Source organism: Mucilaginibacter sp. P4_E8, assembly GCF_056401495.1.
Genome location: NZ_JBFUJG010000017.1, coordinates 37482 through 53406, shown reverse-complemented (window position 1 = coordinate 53406; position 15925 = coordinate 37482). Strand labels below are relative to the sequence as shown.

The 15925-nt window shown below is 41.1% G+C and carries 13 protein-coding genes and 1 tRNA gene; 4 read left to right on the top strand and 10 right to left on the bottom strand.

Annotation, left to right across the window (positions count from 1 at the left end):
• Positions 1-196: 196 nt before the first annotated feature.
• Together uvrA and AC1DRQ_RS10065 are read left to right on the top strand one after the other, a co-directional pair.
• Positions 197-3103, top strand: a complete 2907-nt coding sequence (gene uvrA, locus AC1DRQ_RS10070) for an excinuclease ABC subunit UvrA (RefSeq protein ID WP_477424084.1) — start codon at positions 197-199, stop codon at positions 3101-3103.
• 190 nt (positions 3104-3293) lie between these two features.
• Complete coding sequence (locus AC1DRQ_RS10065) at positions 3294-3890, top strand: glycoside hydrolase family 19 protein (protein WP_429400221.1); 597 nt, start codon at positions 3294-3296, stop codon at positions 3888-3890.
• A 69-nt stretch (positions 3891-3959) separates the two neighbouring features.
• On the opposite strand, the gene AC1DRQ_RS10060 is transcribed toward AC1DRQ_RS10065, so the two are convergent.
• The 3 genes from AC1DRQ_RS10060 to tsaD all read right to left on the bottom strand — a co-directional run bounded on the left by AC1DRQ_RS10060 (position 3960) and on the right by tsaD (position 5738).
• Complete coding sequence (locus tag AC1DRQ_RS10060) at positions 3960-4355, bottom strand: contact-dependent growth inhibition system immunity protein (RefSeq protein WP_477424081.1); 396 nt, start codon at positions 4353-4355, stop codon at positions 3960-3962.
• A 122-nt stretch (positions 4356-4477) separates the two neighbouring features.
• Positions 4478-4648 carry a hypothetical protein gene (locus AC1DRQ_RS10055; RefSeq protein ID WP_477424079.1) on the bottom strand — a complete coding sequence of 57 codons (171 nt, stop codon included), beginning with the start codon at positions 4646-4648 and terminating at the stop codon, positions 4478-4480.
• An 88-nt stretch (positions 4649-4736) separates the two neighbouring features.
• Entirely contained in the window at positions 4737-5738 is a 1002-nt protein-coding gene (tsaD, locus tag AC1DRQ_RS10050) for a tRNA (adenosine(37)-N6)-threonylcarbamoyltransferase complex transferase subunit TsaD (RefSeq protein WP_429400222.1), read from the bottom strand.
• Positions 5739-5946: 208 nt separating this feature from the next.
• On the opposite strand from tsaD, the gene AC1DRQ_RS10045 reads away from it, so the two are divergent.
• Complete coding sequence (locus AC1DRQ_RS10045; protein ID WP_477424077.1) at positions 5947-10374, top strand: translocation/assembly module TamB domain-containing protein; 4428 nt, start codon at positions 5947-5949, stop codon at positions 10372-10374.
• On the opposite strand, the gene AC1DRQ_RS10040 is transcribed toward AC1DRQ_RS10045, so the two are convergent.
• From AC1DRQ_RS10040 to AC1DRQ_RS10030, 3 genes are all read right to left on the bottom strand, one after another.
• Positions 10375-11580, bottom strand: coding sequence for a bifunctional 3,4-dihydroxy-2-butanone-4-phosphate synthase/GTP cyclohydrolase II (locus AC1DRQ_RS10040; protein ID WP_477424076.1), 1206 nt, complete (start codon positions 11578-11580; stop codon positions 10375-10377). It abuts the gene before it with no gap.
• Between the two features lie 161 nt (positions 11581-11741).
• The gene (locus AC1DRQ_RS10035; protein WP_429400225.1) at positions 11742-13169 is read right to left on the bottom strand and encodes an LptF/LptG family permease; all 1428 of its coding nucleotides are present in this window, start codon (positions 13167-13169) and stop codon (positions 11742-11744) included.
• Between the two features lie 106 nt (positions 13170-13275).
• On the bottom strand, positions 13276-13656 hold the full coding sequence (locus AC1DRQ_RS10030; protein ID WP_429400226.1) for an START-like domain-containing protein: 381 nt from the start codon (positions 13654-13656) through the stop codon (positions 13276-13278).
• A 160-nt stretch (positions 13657-13816) separates the two neighbouring features.
• On the opposite strand from AC1DRQ_RS10030, the gene AC1DRQ_RS10025 reads away from it, so the two are divergent.
• A tRNA-Met gene (locus AC1DRQ_RS10025) sits at positions 13817-13890 on the top strand.
• Between the two features lie 146 nt (positions 13891-14036).
• Here the strand turns inward: AC1DRQ_RS10025 and AC1DRQ_RS10020 are convergent.
• The 4 genes from AC1DRQ_RS10020 to AC1DRQ_RS10005 are packed head-to-tail and all read right to left on the bottom strand — an operon-like array spanning position 14037 to position 15716.
• The gene (locus AC1DRQ_RS10020) at positions 14037-14246 is read right to left on the bottom strand and encodes a hypothetical protein (protein WP_477424073.1); all 210 of its coding nucleotides are present in this window, start codon (positions 14244-14246) and stop codon (positions 14037-14039) included.
• A complete protein-coding gene (locus AC1DRQ_RS10015) occupies positions 14243-14674 on the bottom strand; it encodes a hypothetical protein (protein ID WP_477424071.1) in 432 nt (143 codons plus the stop codon). Before AC1DRQ_RS10015 ends, AC1DRQ_RS10020 begins: the two co-directional genes overlap by 4 nt.
• The gene (locus AC1DRQ_RS10010; protein WP_477424069.1) at positions 14656-14865 is read right to left on the bottom strand and encodes a hypothetical protein; all 210 of its coding nucleotides are present in this window, start codon (positions 14863-14865) and stop codon (positions 14656-14658) included. Before AC1DRQ_RS10010 ends, AC1DRQ_RS10015 begins: the two co-directional genes overlap by 19 nt.
• An 8-nt stretch (positions 14866-14873) precedes the next feature.
• Positions 14874-15716 carry a recombinase family protein gene (locus AC1DRQ_RS10005; RefSeq protein ID WP_477424067.1) on the bottom strand — a complete coding sequence of 281 codons (843 nt, stop codon included), beginning with the start codon at positions 15714-15716 and terminating at the stop codon, positions 14874-14876.
• Positions 15717-15925 lie beyond the last annotated feature (209 nt).

Genomic DNA, 15925 nt, shown 5'->3' with positions numbered 1-15925 from the left:
ACTCAGTAATTAATTTGGCGCAAACCTAAAAACAAAGTAAAACCTATTTGGATTCTGCTAAATATTTTAGGATTTTTGCACTTTCAAAAAAGTTCATGGATGGTAAAATACAGTTCATGGTATAAATATTGTTTATCATGAACAATTTGACAATCAAATGATCTACCATCCATGGTCAATGAACTAAAATCAAAGAATGACTAAAGAAGCAGAAAAAGATCCGCAGAAACATATCATCATAAAAGGGGCCAGGGTACATAACCTTAAAAATATGGATGTGGCCATCCCCAAAAACAAGCTGGTTGTGGTTACGGGCATGTCAGGTTCGGGCAAGTCATCACTTGCTTTTGATACTTTGTATGCCGAAGGTCAGCGCCGTTATGTAGAAAGTCTTTCGTCCTACGCCCGTCAGTTTCTGGGCCGTATGAACAAACCCRATGTTGATTATATTAAGGGGATAGCCCCGGCTATAGCTATTGAGCAAAAGGTAATTACTTCAAACCCACGCTCAACGGTAGGTACATCAACCGAAATATATGATTATTTAAAACTGTTGTTCTCCCGCATTGGCAAAACCATTTCGCCGGTATCGGGCTTGCCGGTAAAAAAGGATTCTGTTACCGATGTAGTAAACTTTATACTATCGTTGCCCAATGAAACACAGGTAACCATTTTGGCCCCATTATATCCGCATAATAACCGCAGTTTAAAAGAAGAACTTGCCGTTTTAATGCAAAAGGGATTTGTGCGGGTAGAATATCTAAACAAGTTATCTAAAATTGAGGCTTTACTGGAAGATGAATCTATTGATAATACTTCGCTAATTGCTGAGGTGCATGGCGAAAAAAAGGCTAAAGGCAAAAAGCTGAAGACTGAAAGCGATGAAACAATAACACAGGATCCGGAAACACCAACCCACTACCCCGGTGTTCGGATTGTTATTGACCGTATATCAAAAAACGAGGAAGATGAAACTATTAGCCGACTTGGCGACTCGATACAAACCGCTTTTTTTGAAGGTAAAGGTGATTGCTATGTACGTTACCAGGAACCCGATGCTGATGGAGAGCAGGAACGTTTTTTTTGTGACCGCTTTGAGCTCGACGGGATAAAGTTTGAAGAACCAACGCCTAATTTTTTCAGCTTTAATAACCCTTACGGTGCCTGCAAAAAATGCGAAGGCTATGGTAAGGTGATCGGTATTGATGAGGATCTGGTTATCCCCGATAAAAGCAAAAGTATATACGAAGGGGCAATTGCTCCATGGCGCGGCGAAAAAATGCGCGAGTGGAATGATATGCTGGTAAAACACGCCCTTCAGTTTGATTTCCCGATACACCGCCAGTACAACCAACTGACTGAAAAGCAGCAAAGGTTATTATGGACAGGTAATAAATACTTCCGTGGCCTGGATGAATTTTTTCAGGAGATGGAGGCGCAAACTTATAAGATCCAATACCGGGTTATGCTGTCGCGCTACAGGGGTAAAACCACTTGTCCCGAATGTAAGGGCAGTCGCCTGCGCCGGGATGCATCCTACGTAAAGATCAACGAGCGGTCAATTACCGATGTGGTATTGATGCCATTGGATAAGGCCCTTGAATTTTTCCAGGGTTTGCAGCTTAACGAAACCGATGTAAAAATAGGTAAGCGTTTGCTCATGGAGATCACCAACCGGTTGGTATTTTTAAATGATGTAGGCTTAAGCTATTTAACGCTTAACCGTTTATCAAACACCCTATCGGGTGGCGAATCGCAGCGTATTAATCTGGCTACCTCATTGGGCAGTAGCCTGGTGGGCTCTGTTTATGTATTGGACGAACCCAGTATCGGTTTACACCCGCGCGATACGCAACGGCTGATCAGTGTACTTAAATCGCTGCGCGATGTAGGCAATACTGTATTAGTGGTGGAGCACGAAGAGGAGATCATGAAAGCTGCCGACCATATTATTGATATTGGCCCCGAGGCTGGCACCCATGGCGGCGAGCTGATATTCACCGGTACGTACGATGAAATTATTAAAGATGATAACAGCTTAACCGGTCGCTATTTGAGTGGCAAGGAAGAGATCGCCATCCCCGCAAGCCGCCGTAAATGGAATGATTTTATTGAGATAAAGGGTGCGCGCGAAAACAACCTGCAACATGTTAATGCCAAGTTTCCGTTAGGTGTACTTACCGTGGTTACAGGTGTATCAGGCTCGGGCAAAACCAGTTTGGTAAAACGTATACTGGCCCCTGCCCTTCAAAAAACGCTTGGCAATTACTCGGGCGAGCAAACCGGATCATATGACAGCATTGACGGCGATTACGCCAAAATTGAACAGGTAGAACTGGTTGATCAAAACCCTATTGGCCGTTCATCGCGGTCAAATCCGGTTACTTATGTAAAGGCCTGGGACGAGATCCGCAACCTGTATGCCTCACAGCCGGTATCAAAAGCGGCGGGTTTAAAGCCATCAGCATTCTCTTTTAACGTAGAGGGCGGTCGTTGTGATGTTTGCCAGGGCGAGGGCGAAGTGAAGATAGAAATGCAGTTTATGGCAGATATTTTTCTGACCTGCGAAACCTGTGGCGGCAACCGTTTTAAACAACATATACTTGATGTTACCTACAATGAAAAGAATGTAGCCGAAGTATTGCACATGACCATTGACGAAGCCCTGGTATTTTTTGCCAAAGAACCGAAGATCATCGCCAAAATAAAACCTTTGGTTGATGTAGGTTTAGGCTACGTACAATTAGGTCAGTCGTCAAATACCCTTTCGGGTGGCGAGGCGCAACGTATCAAACTGGCATCGTTCCTGGTAAAAGGTAACAACACCCATAAAACGCTCTTCATTTTTGATGAGCCTACTACTGGTTTGCACTTTGCCGACATTAAAAAGCTCCTCAAATCGTTTGATGCCTTGTTGGAACATGGTAACACCATTATTGTTATTGAACACAATATGGATGTTATAAAGTGTGCCGACTGGATCATTGACATCGGCCCCGAAGGTGGCGACCGTGGCGGTAAAGTAGTATTTGAAGGTATACCTGAGAATCTGATCAAAGAGAAAAAATCACACACCGGGCATTATTTAAAAGAACGGTTTTAAGACTAATAATTGTTGATATAAAAATTAAATAAAAGCAGACTAAATTAGTCTGCTTTTATTTTGTTATCCCCGTCCATAATATTATATTTACTTAACAAGTCCCTAACCTTTGCTATCTTCTTTTTAAACAGGCATTTATCTGTCAGATGTGATGCCGGTATTTACTATTAACGCTTTAAATTTTAATATCATGCCGGGTACAAAAGAATTTTATGATGATGTTCGCCCATTGTTTGGTGGCCATATGTCGCAAAGCCAGGTTGATGGCATCGAAGCCATATTAACAGCTATAGAAAACGCCGGTATAACCGACGAAAGAAAAACAGCCTACATACTGGCCACTATTTTTCACGAATGCGCCAAAACTATGCAGCCAATAGCCGAGTTTGGCAAAGGAGCAGGGCGTGATTATGGTAAAAAATTAAAAATGGGCGGTGGTCCGGGTAAGCGTATCCCCTACAATACTCCCGATGAGTTATACTATGGTCGCGGTTATGTACAGCTAACCTGGTATGAGAATTATGAAAACATGGGCAGACTGCTACATGTCGACCTGCTTAATATCCCTGAACTGGCCTTAGAACCCGCGATAGCCGCAGCCATCATGATCAAAGGAATGACCGGCGGTTTATTTACCGGCAGGAGTTTGGGAGAGTTTATGAGCGATGATCACACCGACTGGGTAAATGCCCGTAAAATAATTAACGGACTTGATCACGCCGAAACAATAGCAGGCTATGCAAAGGTTTTTTACAAGGGATTAACAGAAGTAGCGGCTGTAAATTAAAAGCAATGGCTATTTGTATGAACCGAGATTTTTAGGATTAAAGGATTCGCATGATTAGAGAATTATTCGCTATCGAAATTTCTCAATGGAAATTTCGCGACTGGTTATTTCTTCCCTTCTATTTGCTATAAGGTTATTTACTTGCGCCCATATATCGGGGTTTTGTTTCCAGAAGGCAGGAGGCACTTTTAGCACATTTGCCAGCAAGTCGCCCTCATACATATCGCCTTCCGCAAATAAATTATCGTTAAGCTTTTCAATAGCAAGAGGAATCAAATAAAGTAAACCAAACTCCTGTCCTATCATTAGTCTTAAGTCCTCAATGGTGTATTCATTAAGAGGAAGCTTTATTAACTCATAACAACGTTTAACAAGACGGCTTGGCGCTTCTTCATAAGGACTAACCAAATACGTTTTTTCTAAATTGAAAAGCGATTTATACTTCCAGTTATTTTCGAGCCTCATGTCTTTTAGAATTAGAATTCAAAATAAAATCATGTCAATCCTTTAATCCCATAAATCCAGGTTCAGACAAAATCTCAGATAACCACCAGCGAAATCAACGTAATCAAAAACCAATCAGCGGTTTACTGACCGCCTGTTTTAAGGTACATATAAACTATACCACCAATCACAATTATAGCCAATACAATAAGCCCGGTAACCCCTTTGCGCTTGTCCTGGCGCATGAGCCATATTAAAAACGCAACCAGCGGCAATACAAAAACTGCCCAGAATATAAGTGAAGGAATGTTCATAAGCCCCCTAACCCCCTAAAGGGGGAATTTTAAATTGTTTATCATTAATTATAAGCCCGCGCCACTCCCCCTTTAGGGGGCCGGGGGGCTACATCTGCATCCTCGCCAAAGGAGCTATCTGCTGCCCGGCAAATTCGCCTTTTAAATATTTATAGTAACCGGCAATAGCTATCATGGCCGCGTTATCGGTACAGTACTCCATTTTAGGGATAAAGCTTTCCCAACCGTTCTTAGCACAAAGTGCCTGCAAACCTTCGCGTAAGCCGGTATTGGCCGATACGCCACCTGCCAGTGCTATCTGTTTTATGCCATGCGCCTGGGCAGCCTTTTGCAACTTGTTAAGTAGTATAGTTACTATCCGTTTTTCAACCGATGCGCAAATATCAGGCAAGTTCTGACTGATAAAATCAGGGTTCTTAGCAACGTTATCCCTTATAAAATATAGAATGGATGTTTTTAATCCGCTAAAACTATAGTCATAACCCGGAATTTGCGGCTCAGGAAACTTGTAGGCATCCGGGTTGCCCTGACGCGCGTATTTATCAATGAGCGGACCGCCGGGATATGGCAAACCTAAAATTTTACTGGTTTTATCCATCGCCTCGCCAGCAGCGTCGTCAATGGTTTGACCTATCACCTGCATGTCAAAATAATCATTCACCAAAACTATTTGCGTATGCCCGCCCGATACGGTAAGGCATAAAAACGGAAACGATGGCTTGTGATCGCCAATAAAATGGGCCAAAATATGGGCCTGCATGTGGTTTATATCAATAAGTGGCAGGTTGCGGGCCAGCGCAAATGCCTTGGCAAATGACACCCCAACTAAAAGCGAACCTAAAAGTCCCGGTCCGCGTGTAAAAGCTACTGCATCAATATCATTTTTGTTTACTTTTGCGTTCAATAATGCTTGTTGAACAGCAGGAACAATATTTTGCTGATGAACCCTCGAGGCAAGCTCAGGGACAACGCCTCCGTAAGCTTCGTGAATGGTTTGATTAGCGATCACATTGCTCAATATCATACCATCAACACAAACAGATGCAGAGGTTTCATCACATGAAGATTCAATTCCTAAAATTACAGGCACGTTATTAATTATTGAATTGTTGATTTAGTGAATTATTGCTTTATTAAAAAATTAACAAACTATCATCCTTTTAAATTGTAACATGATTTTAGTTATTTAATAATTCAGTAACTCAACCATTAAAAAACACAAAGTTATTAAAAAAGTACTCAATATAGCGTTAGGGATAGTGTTGTTCATTTTATTGACACTGAGCATACTTTTACTGGTGTTACAATTTAAATCTGTACAAACCTGGGCGGCAAAACAAGCTACAGCATACCTGTCTGATGAGCTACACACCAAAGTAGGCATCAAAAGCCTGTACATCAGGCCTTTTACCTCTGTGGTACTGGAGGATCTGTATGTGCTTGATAAAAATAAAGATACGCTGCTCAACACCCCAAAACTGGCTGTTGATATTTATGGCTTTTCGCTTTTTACCAGTATTAAAAGAAAGGTTATTAATCTGGAATCCATTGAGCTGGATAACGGCTCTTTTTACCTTAAAAAACAAAAGGACAGCACTACCAACTTAAAATTCATTATTGATTACTTTAACTCGGGCGATACTACTAAAGGCGATACTATTAAAAAAATCGCCAGCAAACCCTGGACAATTAATTTCGATAAAATAACCATCACTAATTTTCATTTCCGCTACAAAAACCAGCTGATAGATACGGTTGAGAACAAGGTTAATTTTGATGATATTGATGTAAGCCATTTCAGCACTACGGTAACAGGCATGAATATTAAGGACCACCTGTTTAAAGGCGATGTCAAAAACCTAACCCTGCAGGAAAAAAGCGGTTTTTATGTTAAAAACTTTACCGCGCATACCACCATTGATACCAACCAGATATTACTGCAGCACCTGGCCATCCAAACCAAACACTCCAACCTGAAGGATTATTTCAGGATGCGTTTTAAATCGTTTGATGATTTTGACAATTTCGAAAACAAAGTGAATATGGATGCCAATTTTAAGGCATCGCGTATATCATCAACTGATATTGCCTACTTTACCAGCGGAATGGGCAAGGTAAGCTTTGACCTGGGTATTGAGGGCCGGGCTAAAGGTTTGGTAAATAATTTAAAAGCCAAAAACGTTACTATAACCGGCGGGCAAGCAACTTTTATTAAAGGCGATTTTAATTTACGGGGATTACCTGATTGGGATAACACCTTTCTGGATTTGAAATTTGAACAGGTAGCATCAAACAAAAAGGATGTTGATTATTTGATCAGTCATTTCTCGGGTTCGCCTAACATGAAGGCACCTGCTATTATTGGCAAGTTTGGCAATATTAATTTTACCGGCAGGTTTACCGGCTTGCAAAATGATTTTGTAGCCTACGGTATATTTAAAACCGGCCTGGGCAGGTTTGATTCAGACATCAACCTTAAAATTGATAAAAAAGGTAAACCCAGCTATAGCGGCAAATTAGATGCATTTAATTTTGACCTGGGCACCCTGATTGACGAAAATATGCTTGGTCGCACCACTTTTAACGCAAACGTACAAGGCAGCGGCGATGAATTAAAAAATCTGGGCATAAAGGCAGATGCCAATATCAGTTCAATTGATTTTAAAGGCTATACCTATAATAAGCTTACTGTAAACGGCTCGTTCATAAAAAAACTGGCTAATGGGCATATCACCATAAATGATAAAAATGTAAAGCTTGATTTAAAAGGCAGCGTTAATTTAAATCCCGTATTACCGGTATATGATTTAGCGGCAACCATTAAGGACGCTAACCTGAATAAGCTTAAACTAATAAAGGATACTATTACGGTAAGCACCAGGCTAAATACTGCTTTTTCGGGCAATAACGTTGATAATGTACAGGGCACTGTTTTATTTTCGCCGGCAAGGGTAGTTGATCCGCGTAATAATTATTTGGTTGATTCTCTGTATCTATCAGCTGCCGGCAAAGGAAATGATCGGGAAATAGCCTTACGGTCTGATTTTGCCGATGCCAGTATTAAAGGCAGTTTTAACCTGGCTACCCTCCCATCATATTTCAAAACAATTGTTAAAAAATATATCCCTTCAATAAAAACAACTATTGTTACCCCTAAGCCCGAACAGTTTACGCTTAACCTTAACCTTAAAAATATGGACCCGCTTACTGCCATATTTTTACCTGATTTAAAAATACCTGAACAGGGAACATTTGTAGGGCAGTTTGACTCTGAAAAGAAAACGGCTACCCTATCGGGCTATATTAAGACCTTTAAATACGGCAAAATTATTTTTCATGATTTTATTATAGATGAAAACACAACCGATAGCTTGCTGGGCCTCAACGTATCATTAAGCCGGGTTGACCTTACCGATAGTTTGTTTATTAAGGATATTAACATTACCAACTTCCTTAAAAACGACAGCTTAAACTTTAACGTTAAATTATCAGATAAAAACGCGGTAAACCAGCTTGACCTTTACGGTTTGGTTGAATTTGGAAGAGATACTACTGCCAAATTAAAGCTGCTGCCGTCAGATATCGTTCTTGAAAAAGAAAAATGGAAGCTACAGGAACAGGTAAGGATCCGTTTGCTCGATGGCAAAACCCAGGTATCGGGCTTTGAATTATCCAATGGCTTACAAAAAGTACGTATCAACGGGTTTATCTCTGACAATCCTGCCGATGAATTGAAGCTTTCGTTCGAAAAATTCAATATGCGCACACTTAACCAGCTTACCAAAACCTCGGGCATATTTTTAAAGGGCAGCCTTAATGGCGATGTTAAATTTACTTCCATTGCCAAATCGCCAGGCATTGATGCGCATTTGAACGTGGACTCCCTAACCATGAACAAAACGCTTATCGGCAATGTGAAACTGGAATCAACACTGGGTAACGACCGCAAGCAGGCTAATATAAAGCTGAACATCCTGAACCGCGGACTGGAAACCATGAACATAGCGGGTATTTATGCCTTTGGACATGATACGGACGACAATCTTGATTTTGACGTAAAGATGAACCAAACTGAGGCCATCATCTTTGAGCCTTTTATTAAGGACCTGGTATCAGATGTTAAAGGACATATTTCAACAGACCTGAAGCTCTCCGGAAAACCATCTAATCCACAGTTTAATGGCAGTCTTACTTTAGAAAATACGGGTGTTACGGTTAACTATTTAAAAACCGCTTACACTGTTAACAATAAACTAAGCGTTAATAACAGCGTTATCAATATCAATAACATGGTATTGAAAGATTTCAAGGGCGGTACCGGTACAGCAAACGGAACAGTTAATTTGAATGATCTGAATAATCCTGATATACAGGTAGTGGTAGATGCCCGCAACCTGATGGCCTTAAACACTACATTTAAAGACAACCACATTTATTATGGTACCGCATTCGGTACTGGTAAATTTAGCTTTAAGGGCCCGGTTGATAATATGAAGATTGATATTACAGCACGTACAGAAGCAGGTACAGTGTTCAATATACCGCTCAATACGTCGTCTACAGCAAGCGAATATGATTTTATAAAGTTTGTAAGCCATAAAGATACCGTGAAAACTGTTGAAAAAGAACGGGCCTTTAATGGTGTTACCCTTAATTTTGACCTTAGTGCAGATGAAAAAACGATCGTTAAAATTGCTACCGACTACGGTTTACTGGAAGGCAGTGGGGTTGCCAGCAATTTAAAGCTAAACATTAACAGCCTGGGCGATTTTGAAATGTATGGCGACTTTTTGATAAGTACGGGTAAATTTGAGTTTACAGCTAAAAATTTTATCAGTAAAAACTTCACGGTGAGCCAGGGTGGTACCATCCGGTGGACGGGCAACCCATCAAATGCCGAGATAAATCTGAAAGCCCTTTATGAGGTACGCACAAGCAAGCAACCGCTTTACCAGGCTGCCGGGTTAACTCCACCAACAAATAACCAACTAACGCTGGTACAAGCCCAGCTAATCCTCACCAAATCCTTATTACAGCCTAATATTGATTTTGACTTTAACTTCCCTACTGATCCATCAGTAAAGGATGACCTGGCTACTTACCTGTCCGACAATAATAATCGCAGTCAGCAGGCTATCAGCATTATTGTACGCCGTACTTTTTCATCAAACAACAATAATAATTTAACCAATCAGGTTGTTGGTACAGCAAGCGAGGCGGTGAGTGAATTTGCGTTCAATAAACTGAACAGCTTTATATCCCAATCAAACATCAAAAACTTTGATTTGAACATACGCTCCTTTAATGAAGCCAGCGCTTCATTAAGATTCTTTAACAGCCGCCTGTCATTTAGCGGTAGCTTGTTCACCAATACAGGTTCAAACGATCTGTTTAATAATAATACCAGCCTGTTCAATCAAAGATTCAATTCGCTCACTAAAGATTTTGAAGCCCTGTACCAGATCAGGAAAGATGGTAACCTTACAGCAAGGTACTCTTACCGGCTTTTAAATAATACCACACTCAATTCCCTCACCAGCTCTTCCATTGATTTTCAGTACGTAAACGGGCTTGGTTTAGTATATACGAGAGATTTTGACACCTTCGGCGAATTTATCAGGAACATATTCAGAAGAAGCCGCCGCGACAGGGCCCCGGTAACTCCAAATCCTACACCTACAACTGGTGGTACACCGGCCATCAAGCCCGATGATGATGAAAATTAATTAGTGATCGCGCATAATGGCATGATCCATCTTATCTCTTTTAGTACGTAAGTATGATTCATTATGCGGGTTTGATGCTATTTCAATCGGCACATTTTCAACCACTTCCAGGCCGTAACCAATCAGGCCGGCACGTTTTTTAGGATTATTGGTCATTAAGCGCATTTTAGAGATCCCCAGGCTGCGTAATATCTGCGCGCCTATACCATAATCGCGCTGATCCATTTTAAAGCCTAATTTAATATTGGCCTCTACCGTATCCAAACCGTTTTCCTGTAAATGGTAAGCTTTAAGTTTATTAATAAGGCCAATGCCCCTGCCTTCCTGGTTCATGTATACTACAACGCCTTTACCTTCGTTACTGATCATCTCCATAGCTTTATGTAGCTGTGGACCGCAATCGCATCGGCATGAGCCAAAAATATCGCCAGTTACACATGAACTATGCACGCGCACCAAAACAGGCTCACCGGGTTCCCAGGTACCCTTTATAAGGGCAAGGTGATTTTCGCCGGTATCCAGCTGCGTATAGCCTATCATTTCAAAATCGCCCCATTCGGTAGGCATTTGCACCGATACTTCTTTTTTCACTAAAGTTTCGGCATTTAAACGGTAGGCGATAAGATCTTTTATGGATACTATTTTAAGATTAAATTCCTTTGCCATTGCAAGCAGATCAGGCAGGCGGGCCATGTCACCATCCTCCTTCATAATTTCGCATATTACGCCTGCTGGTTCAAAGCCTGCTAAAACAGCCAGATCAATAGCAGCTTCGGTATGTCCCGATCTGCGCAGCACACCACCATCCTTGGCAATCAGTGGGAAAATATGTCCCGGCCTGCCCAGGTCTTCGGGTTTGGTTGCCGGATCAATTAACGCCAGGGAGGTTTTTGATCTGTCGGTAGCCGAAATGCCCGTAGTACAACCATGCCCAAGCAAATCAACAGAAACCGTAAAATTGGTTTCGTGCGAAGTGGTATTATGGCTCACCATAGGTTCAAGTTCAAGCTCACGGGCGCGCTGCTGTGTAATGGGTGCACATACCAGGCCCCTGCCATAGCGTACCATAAAGTTTATGGCTTCGGGTGTGGCATTGCGTGCCGCGGTTAAAAAATCGCCTTCGTTTTCACGATCTTCATCATCAACCACAATGATCATTTTACCAGCTTGTATATCTTCAATAGCTTCTTGTATCGTATTTAGCATTATATCAGTATTAGGTATGGCTCCAATAAATGAGCCATGAGATATTTAATAATTATAAACAAATTTATGATATATAAAAATGATTCTGGTCGGTGCTGTGTAAAATCACTTACAGCAGGGAGCATGCCAATATATACATGATTACGATAAACTTATACCAATTAGTTGCCTTTGCGTCTAATTAATTTATTAAAGGCGCGTTTGTATAGCTCCACATCAAATATTGCAGAATCTGTAGCGGCTTTGTAGGACAGGAATAATCCGATAGGCGTTAGCACTATAATAGCAATCCACATACCAAAAAAGGTAGAAACATTGCCGGCCCTTACTGATTTTTCGCCTATGGTTGAGATGATATAATAGATCAGGAAAAAAATCACTGAAATTACAACCGGCAAACCCAGGCCACCTTTACGGATGATAGCACCAAGCGGGGCGCCAATTAAAAACAACGCGATGCAGGCGGCCGAAAGCGTAAACTTTTTTTGCACTTCGGATGCATACCTGCGGATGGTCATCGAATCGCTTTTGTACCGTTCTGTGCGGTTTTTTACCACATCTTTTATACTGCGCACCTCTGATGCCGCGCTGGATATGGCCATTGACTGGTCTGCCAGTGTCATGCTCTTTAACACCCCGGTTTTATCGGCCGGGATGAATTTTTTCACTGTGGTTGATTTTGCCGGGATTGAAAAATATTTAATATATGGCGTAATGAGTTTGTAATTGGTTACAATACTCACATCAACCACGCGCTGTACCGAATCAATAAAGAACTTTAACTGCTTTAAATTCATCATTTGCGAGGCCTGTTTAAACTCATTTTCGTCGGTACGCGCCATTTTAAAGCTTGACAGATCAAATTTTTGTTCGGTTTCTTTAAAACGGAACCTTGTTAAGTGCTGCCGGTAATTGTAGGCAGCATTTTCGCCTGGCGATTCTTCATAACTAACACCGTCCTTTAACTTTAGCACCAGAAATTTATCGCCCATGGTACGGAACATGGTGCCTTCGCGGGCAATAGTTACCGTAGTATTATTACCATCGGCAGTTTTTTTATATATCATAATGCCGTACAGTCTTTGTCCGTCAGGGTCCTTGCTTTTTACACGGATAGTATAGCCCGGAAAGCTATTGCTGAAAACCATAGCCGGTAACAGATCGGCCGATTTTTGCTTGCGGGCATCATATAATAAGGAGAAATATTTAAGGTTGGCAACCGGCAGCATGTAATCAGAAAAAAAGAAGGCCGCAATGCTCAAGGTTGTTACAACAACGATCATAGGATACATAGCCCTGCGTAAAGAGATACCCGCGGCCTTAATAGCAACCAGCTCATAATTTTCGCCAAGCGCCCCATAAGTCATGATGGTTGAAAGCAGAACAGATAAAGGGAGCGCCATAGCCACATTGGTAGCCGAATTATACAACATCAGTTCAAGAATGGTGTACCAGGCAAAACCTTTACCAATCAAGTCGTCAATGTATTTAAATAAAAACAGCATCAACAACACAAACATTACGATGAAAAGCGTAACTACAAAAGGCCTTATAAACGATTTAAGTAGTAAAAGATGTATCTTTTTCATCAGCGCAATTTGTATTAACAGGGAATGAAGCTACCCTTGGGCGTGTAATTTTCATTAACGCACAAATGGTGTTTCACAATACAAAATTAGCTAAAATTAAATTCCCTTAAGCACCCAATACGCTTATGAGGTACTCAATCTGATTATCCCATATTAGTTTACGCTCAGAAATAGCGTCTTCGGTTGCAAAATCAGTTATACTCAGGGCAACATCATTGGTAAGTTCATCCTGCAGAATTTCCATTTCAAAATAGCACTGCGGTTCATCATCTACCCATTTAAACCTAACCAGCTTATTTTCTTTTACGGCCAGCAACTTTGCTTTTTGTGGTTCATCATCCCAGGTAAAAGTATAAACCTGGTCTTTTATGCTTACGTCATCGGCAAACCATTGCGTTAATCCGTTGGGCTCATTTAAAAAAGTAAAGAGTATTCTTGGAGATGATTTTATCTCATATTCAATGGTAAATTTCTTTTTTTCGGACATTGGGGTTTATACTTGTAAGCTCTAAAGCTGTAAATGTTAACATTTTTTCTAAAGAAAACGAATTTCTGCTATATTTGCAAACCTTTTTAAGGAAGCCCACTATTTATAAAGGGCAACTCTTTTTAATTAACCATTGTAAAAGAGTAATATACATTAAAACGGCGGGGTAGCTCAGATGGTTAGAGCGTAGGATTCATAACCCTAAGGTCGGCAGTTCGATCCTGCTCCCCGCTACTTAAGGAAACAACCTATTGGGGTTGTTTCCTTTTTTTATGCCAATAAAAGCCTGTGGTCCAAACTGTTACCGCCTGACCGATTCGTGTTCGACAATTACTAAAAAACTCCTTAGACTTTTATCCAAAATAGTCTAAAAAGCAGCTTTAAGGCTCTATTATGGTCGATTTTAATGAGTTCGACCTCTCCTTTGGGTTATGGGCATTTTCTACTTCCTCTTTTTTGCTATAATTCTTGGCTATCAGATAAAGAAAATCCAAGATGACACTAGCCTCACTATCATCCACCTCAATGCCATTTTTGGCCAAAACGGAAATTGCACGTTTAACCGAAATCTTTCTTTCTATAAAGTTCATTTCTTTGACTTGCTCTTTATGTTCAATACCAATATTTTTGACAATGCATCGGTAAGACCCAACGAAATCTCGCCCGTTTGAAAGTTCGCCTCATTCGGCGGAATAAGCTTGACTAGATGCTTTTTATCTGCGGTGTCCAGACTGGCATATCCCCTAAAGAGATCTACCAAGGCTCCATGCTCTAATTGACGCTGTATATCAATATTGTTCAGTTTATCGATATTATCGCCTAGCTCTTTTTTTAGACAAGCGGAAGTTGCCAGAAACTCTTTTTTGAATTCACTGTAATCATCAAACTTCAATATATCTTCCACAAATAGCTTTCGGGCCTTAGAAAGTGCCGATTGCTGCCAAGCAAGTTGCCTTAATAGCTGTCTCCTTTCACTCACGCATTCCATTCTATGCGTATTCAAGTTAGAATCGTCCAAAATATGATTGAAAAGTCCGGTGGCCTTACGGAAAGCATGAGTTGTTGGAGTTTTCGCTCATAATTATAGTTCAGGAGGACTGCGTTGATTCTTGTCTTACACCTTCCACGGCAGTGATAATACGGATACCTATTTTTAGAGCCTCGGGAAAAACTCCCGCAAACCCTTCTACCACAAAGTGGGCATGTCAAAAAACCTGTCAGGAAAAATGTGGCCTTAGCTCGTCCGTTCTACTTGAAACCTTTCTCTTTGTATTTATGATATTTTGCACCTCATAAAAAGTCGACACTGAGATCAACGGCTCATGGTTCCCCTTAATCATCTGCCGTTCTTCAGAGCTCAGCGTTACCGAAATCAGGCCACAGTAGACCGGATTACGGATAAGCTTGGAAAAATTTGACGGTGAGCATAAGAACCCCTTGTCAAGGGCCATTCTTCTGACCTCTGAGATCTTGTATATATTTTTTGCGAGTTGATGAAATATCCACCTGATAATGCCCGCTTCGGGCTGCTTGAGTGCTATAATTTTTTTCCCGTCCACAGTCGTCAGATTTACAAAACCTATTGGGGCCTTGTTAGGATACCTGCCCATCTGTCTTGCTCTCCGCATTCCGTTTGCGGTATTCAATGCGCGCCTGGTGTTTTCCGCTTTCGGAACCGAAAGGTAGACGGCAAGCATCACCGAGCTCTCCGGAATATCGAGATCGACCGGCTGGTCGATGGCCATTGCCTTGGTATTGTGTTTCCGCAATATGCCGATCATCTCATAGGCATACTGAATGTTGCGACTAAACCTGTCCCATTTGACAAACAGGATATTCTTTTCTTCTTTGGGCCGCTCCTTCTTAATCGACGATACAAGTTTCTTCCACTCGGGTCGGTTAAAGTTCTTTGCCGAAAAGTCTTCCCGATAGATCCCTTTAACTTCTATATCGTTATAGTCGCAATATTTTAATAGCCGATCCTCCTGCTCTGGCAAGGAATAACCTTTTCTTTTTTGTTCGTCTGTACTAACACGGACATATAAGTAAGCTGATTTCATATGGACAGTGGATAAATCTTATTATAAGTTCGGCATTTTTTCTAAAAAAAGAAGCAAAATACTAACATGCTGTCTCAACATTATGGTTAATCCCGCGACCAGCATGTATTGATCAAACCCTTTATTGGCGCCTATGAAGTAGGATACTATTGAACTGGAAATTGAGAGGATGGTAAGTGATCCGACACTTTCGCATTTAGTGCTTAAAA

What these genes read in the sequence shown, in the direction of transcription:
- AC1DRQ_RS10065 (WP_429400221.1), top strand. Translation starts at nt 3,294, where the DNA reads ATGCCGGGTACAAAAGAATTTTATGATGATGTTCGCCCATTGTTTGGT.
- AC1DRQ_RS10060 (WP_477424081.1), bottom strand. Translation starts at nt 4,355, where the DNA reads ATGAGGCTCGAAAATAACTGGAAGTATAAATCGCTTTTCAATTTAGAA.
- AC1DRQ_RS10055 (WP_477424079.1), bottom strand. Translation starts at nt 4,648, where the DNA reads ATGAACATTCCTTCACTTATATTCTGGGCAGTTTTTGTATTGCCGCTG.
- AC1DRQ_RS10040 (WP_477424076.1), bottom strand. Translation starts at nt 11,580, where the DNA reads ATGCTAAATACGATACAAGAAGCTATTGAAGATATACAAGCTGGTAAA.
- AC1DRQ_RS10035 (WP_429400225.1), bottom strand. Translation starts at nt 13,169, where the DNA reads ATGAAAAAGATACATCTTTTACTACTTAAATCGTTTATAAGGCCTTTT.
- AC1DRQ_RS10030 (WP_429400226.1), bottom strand. Translation starts at nt 13,656, where the DNA reads ATGTCCGAAAAAAAGAAATTTACCATTGAATATGAGATAAAATCATCT.
- AC1DRQ_RS10020 (WP_477424073.1), bottom strand. Translation starts at nt 14,246, where the DNA reads ATGAACTTTATAGAAAGAAAGATTTCGGTTAAACGTGCAATTTCCGTT.
- AC1DRQ_RS10005 (WP_477424067.1), bottom strand. Translation starts at nt 15,716, where the DNA reads ATGAAATCAGCTTACTTATATGTCCGTGTTAGTACAGACGAACAAAAA.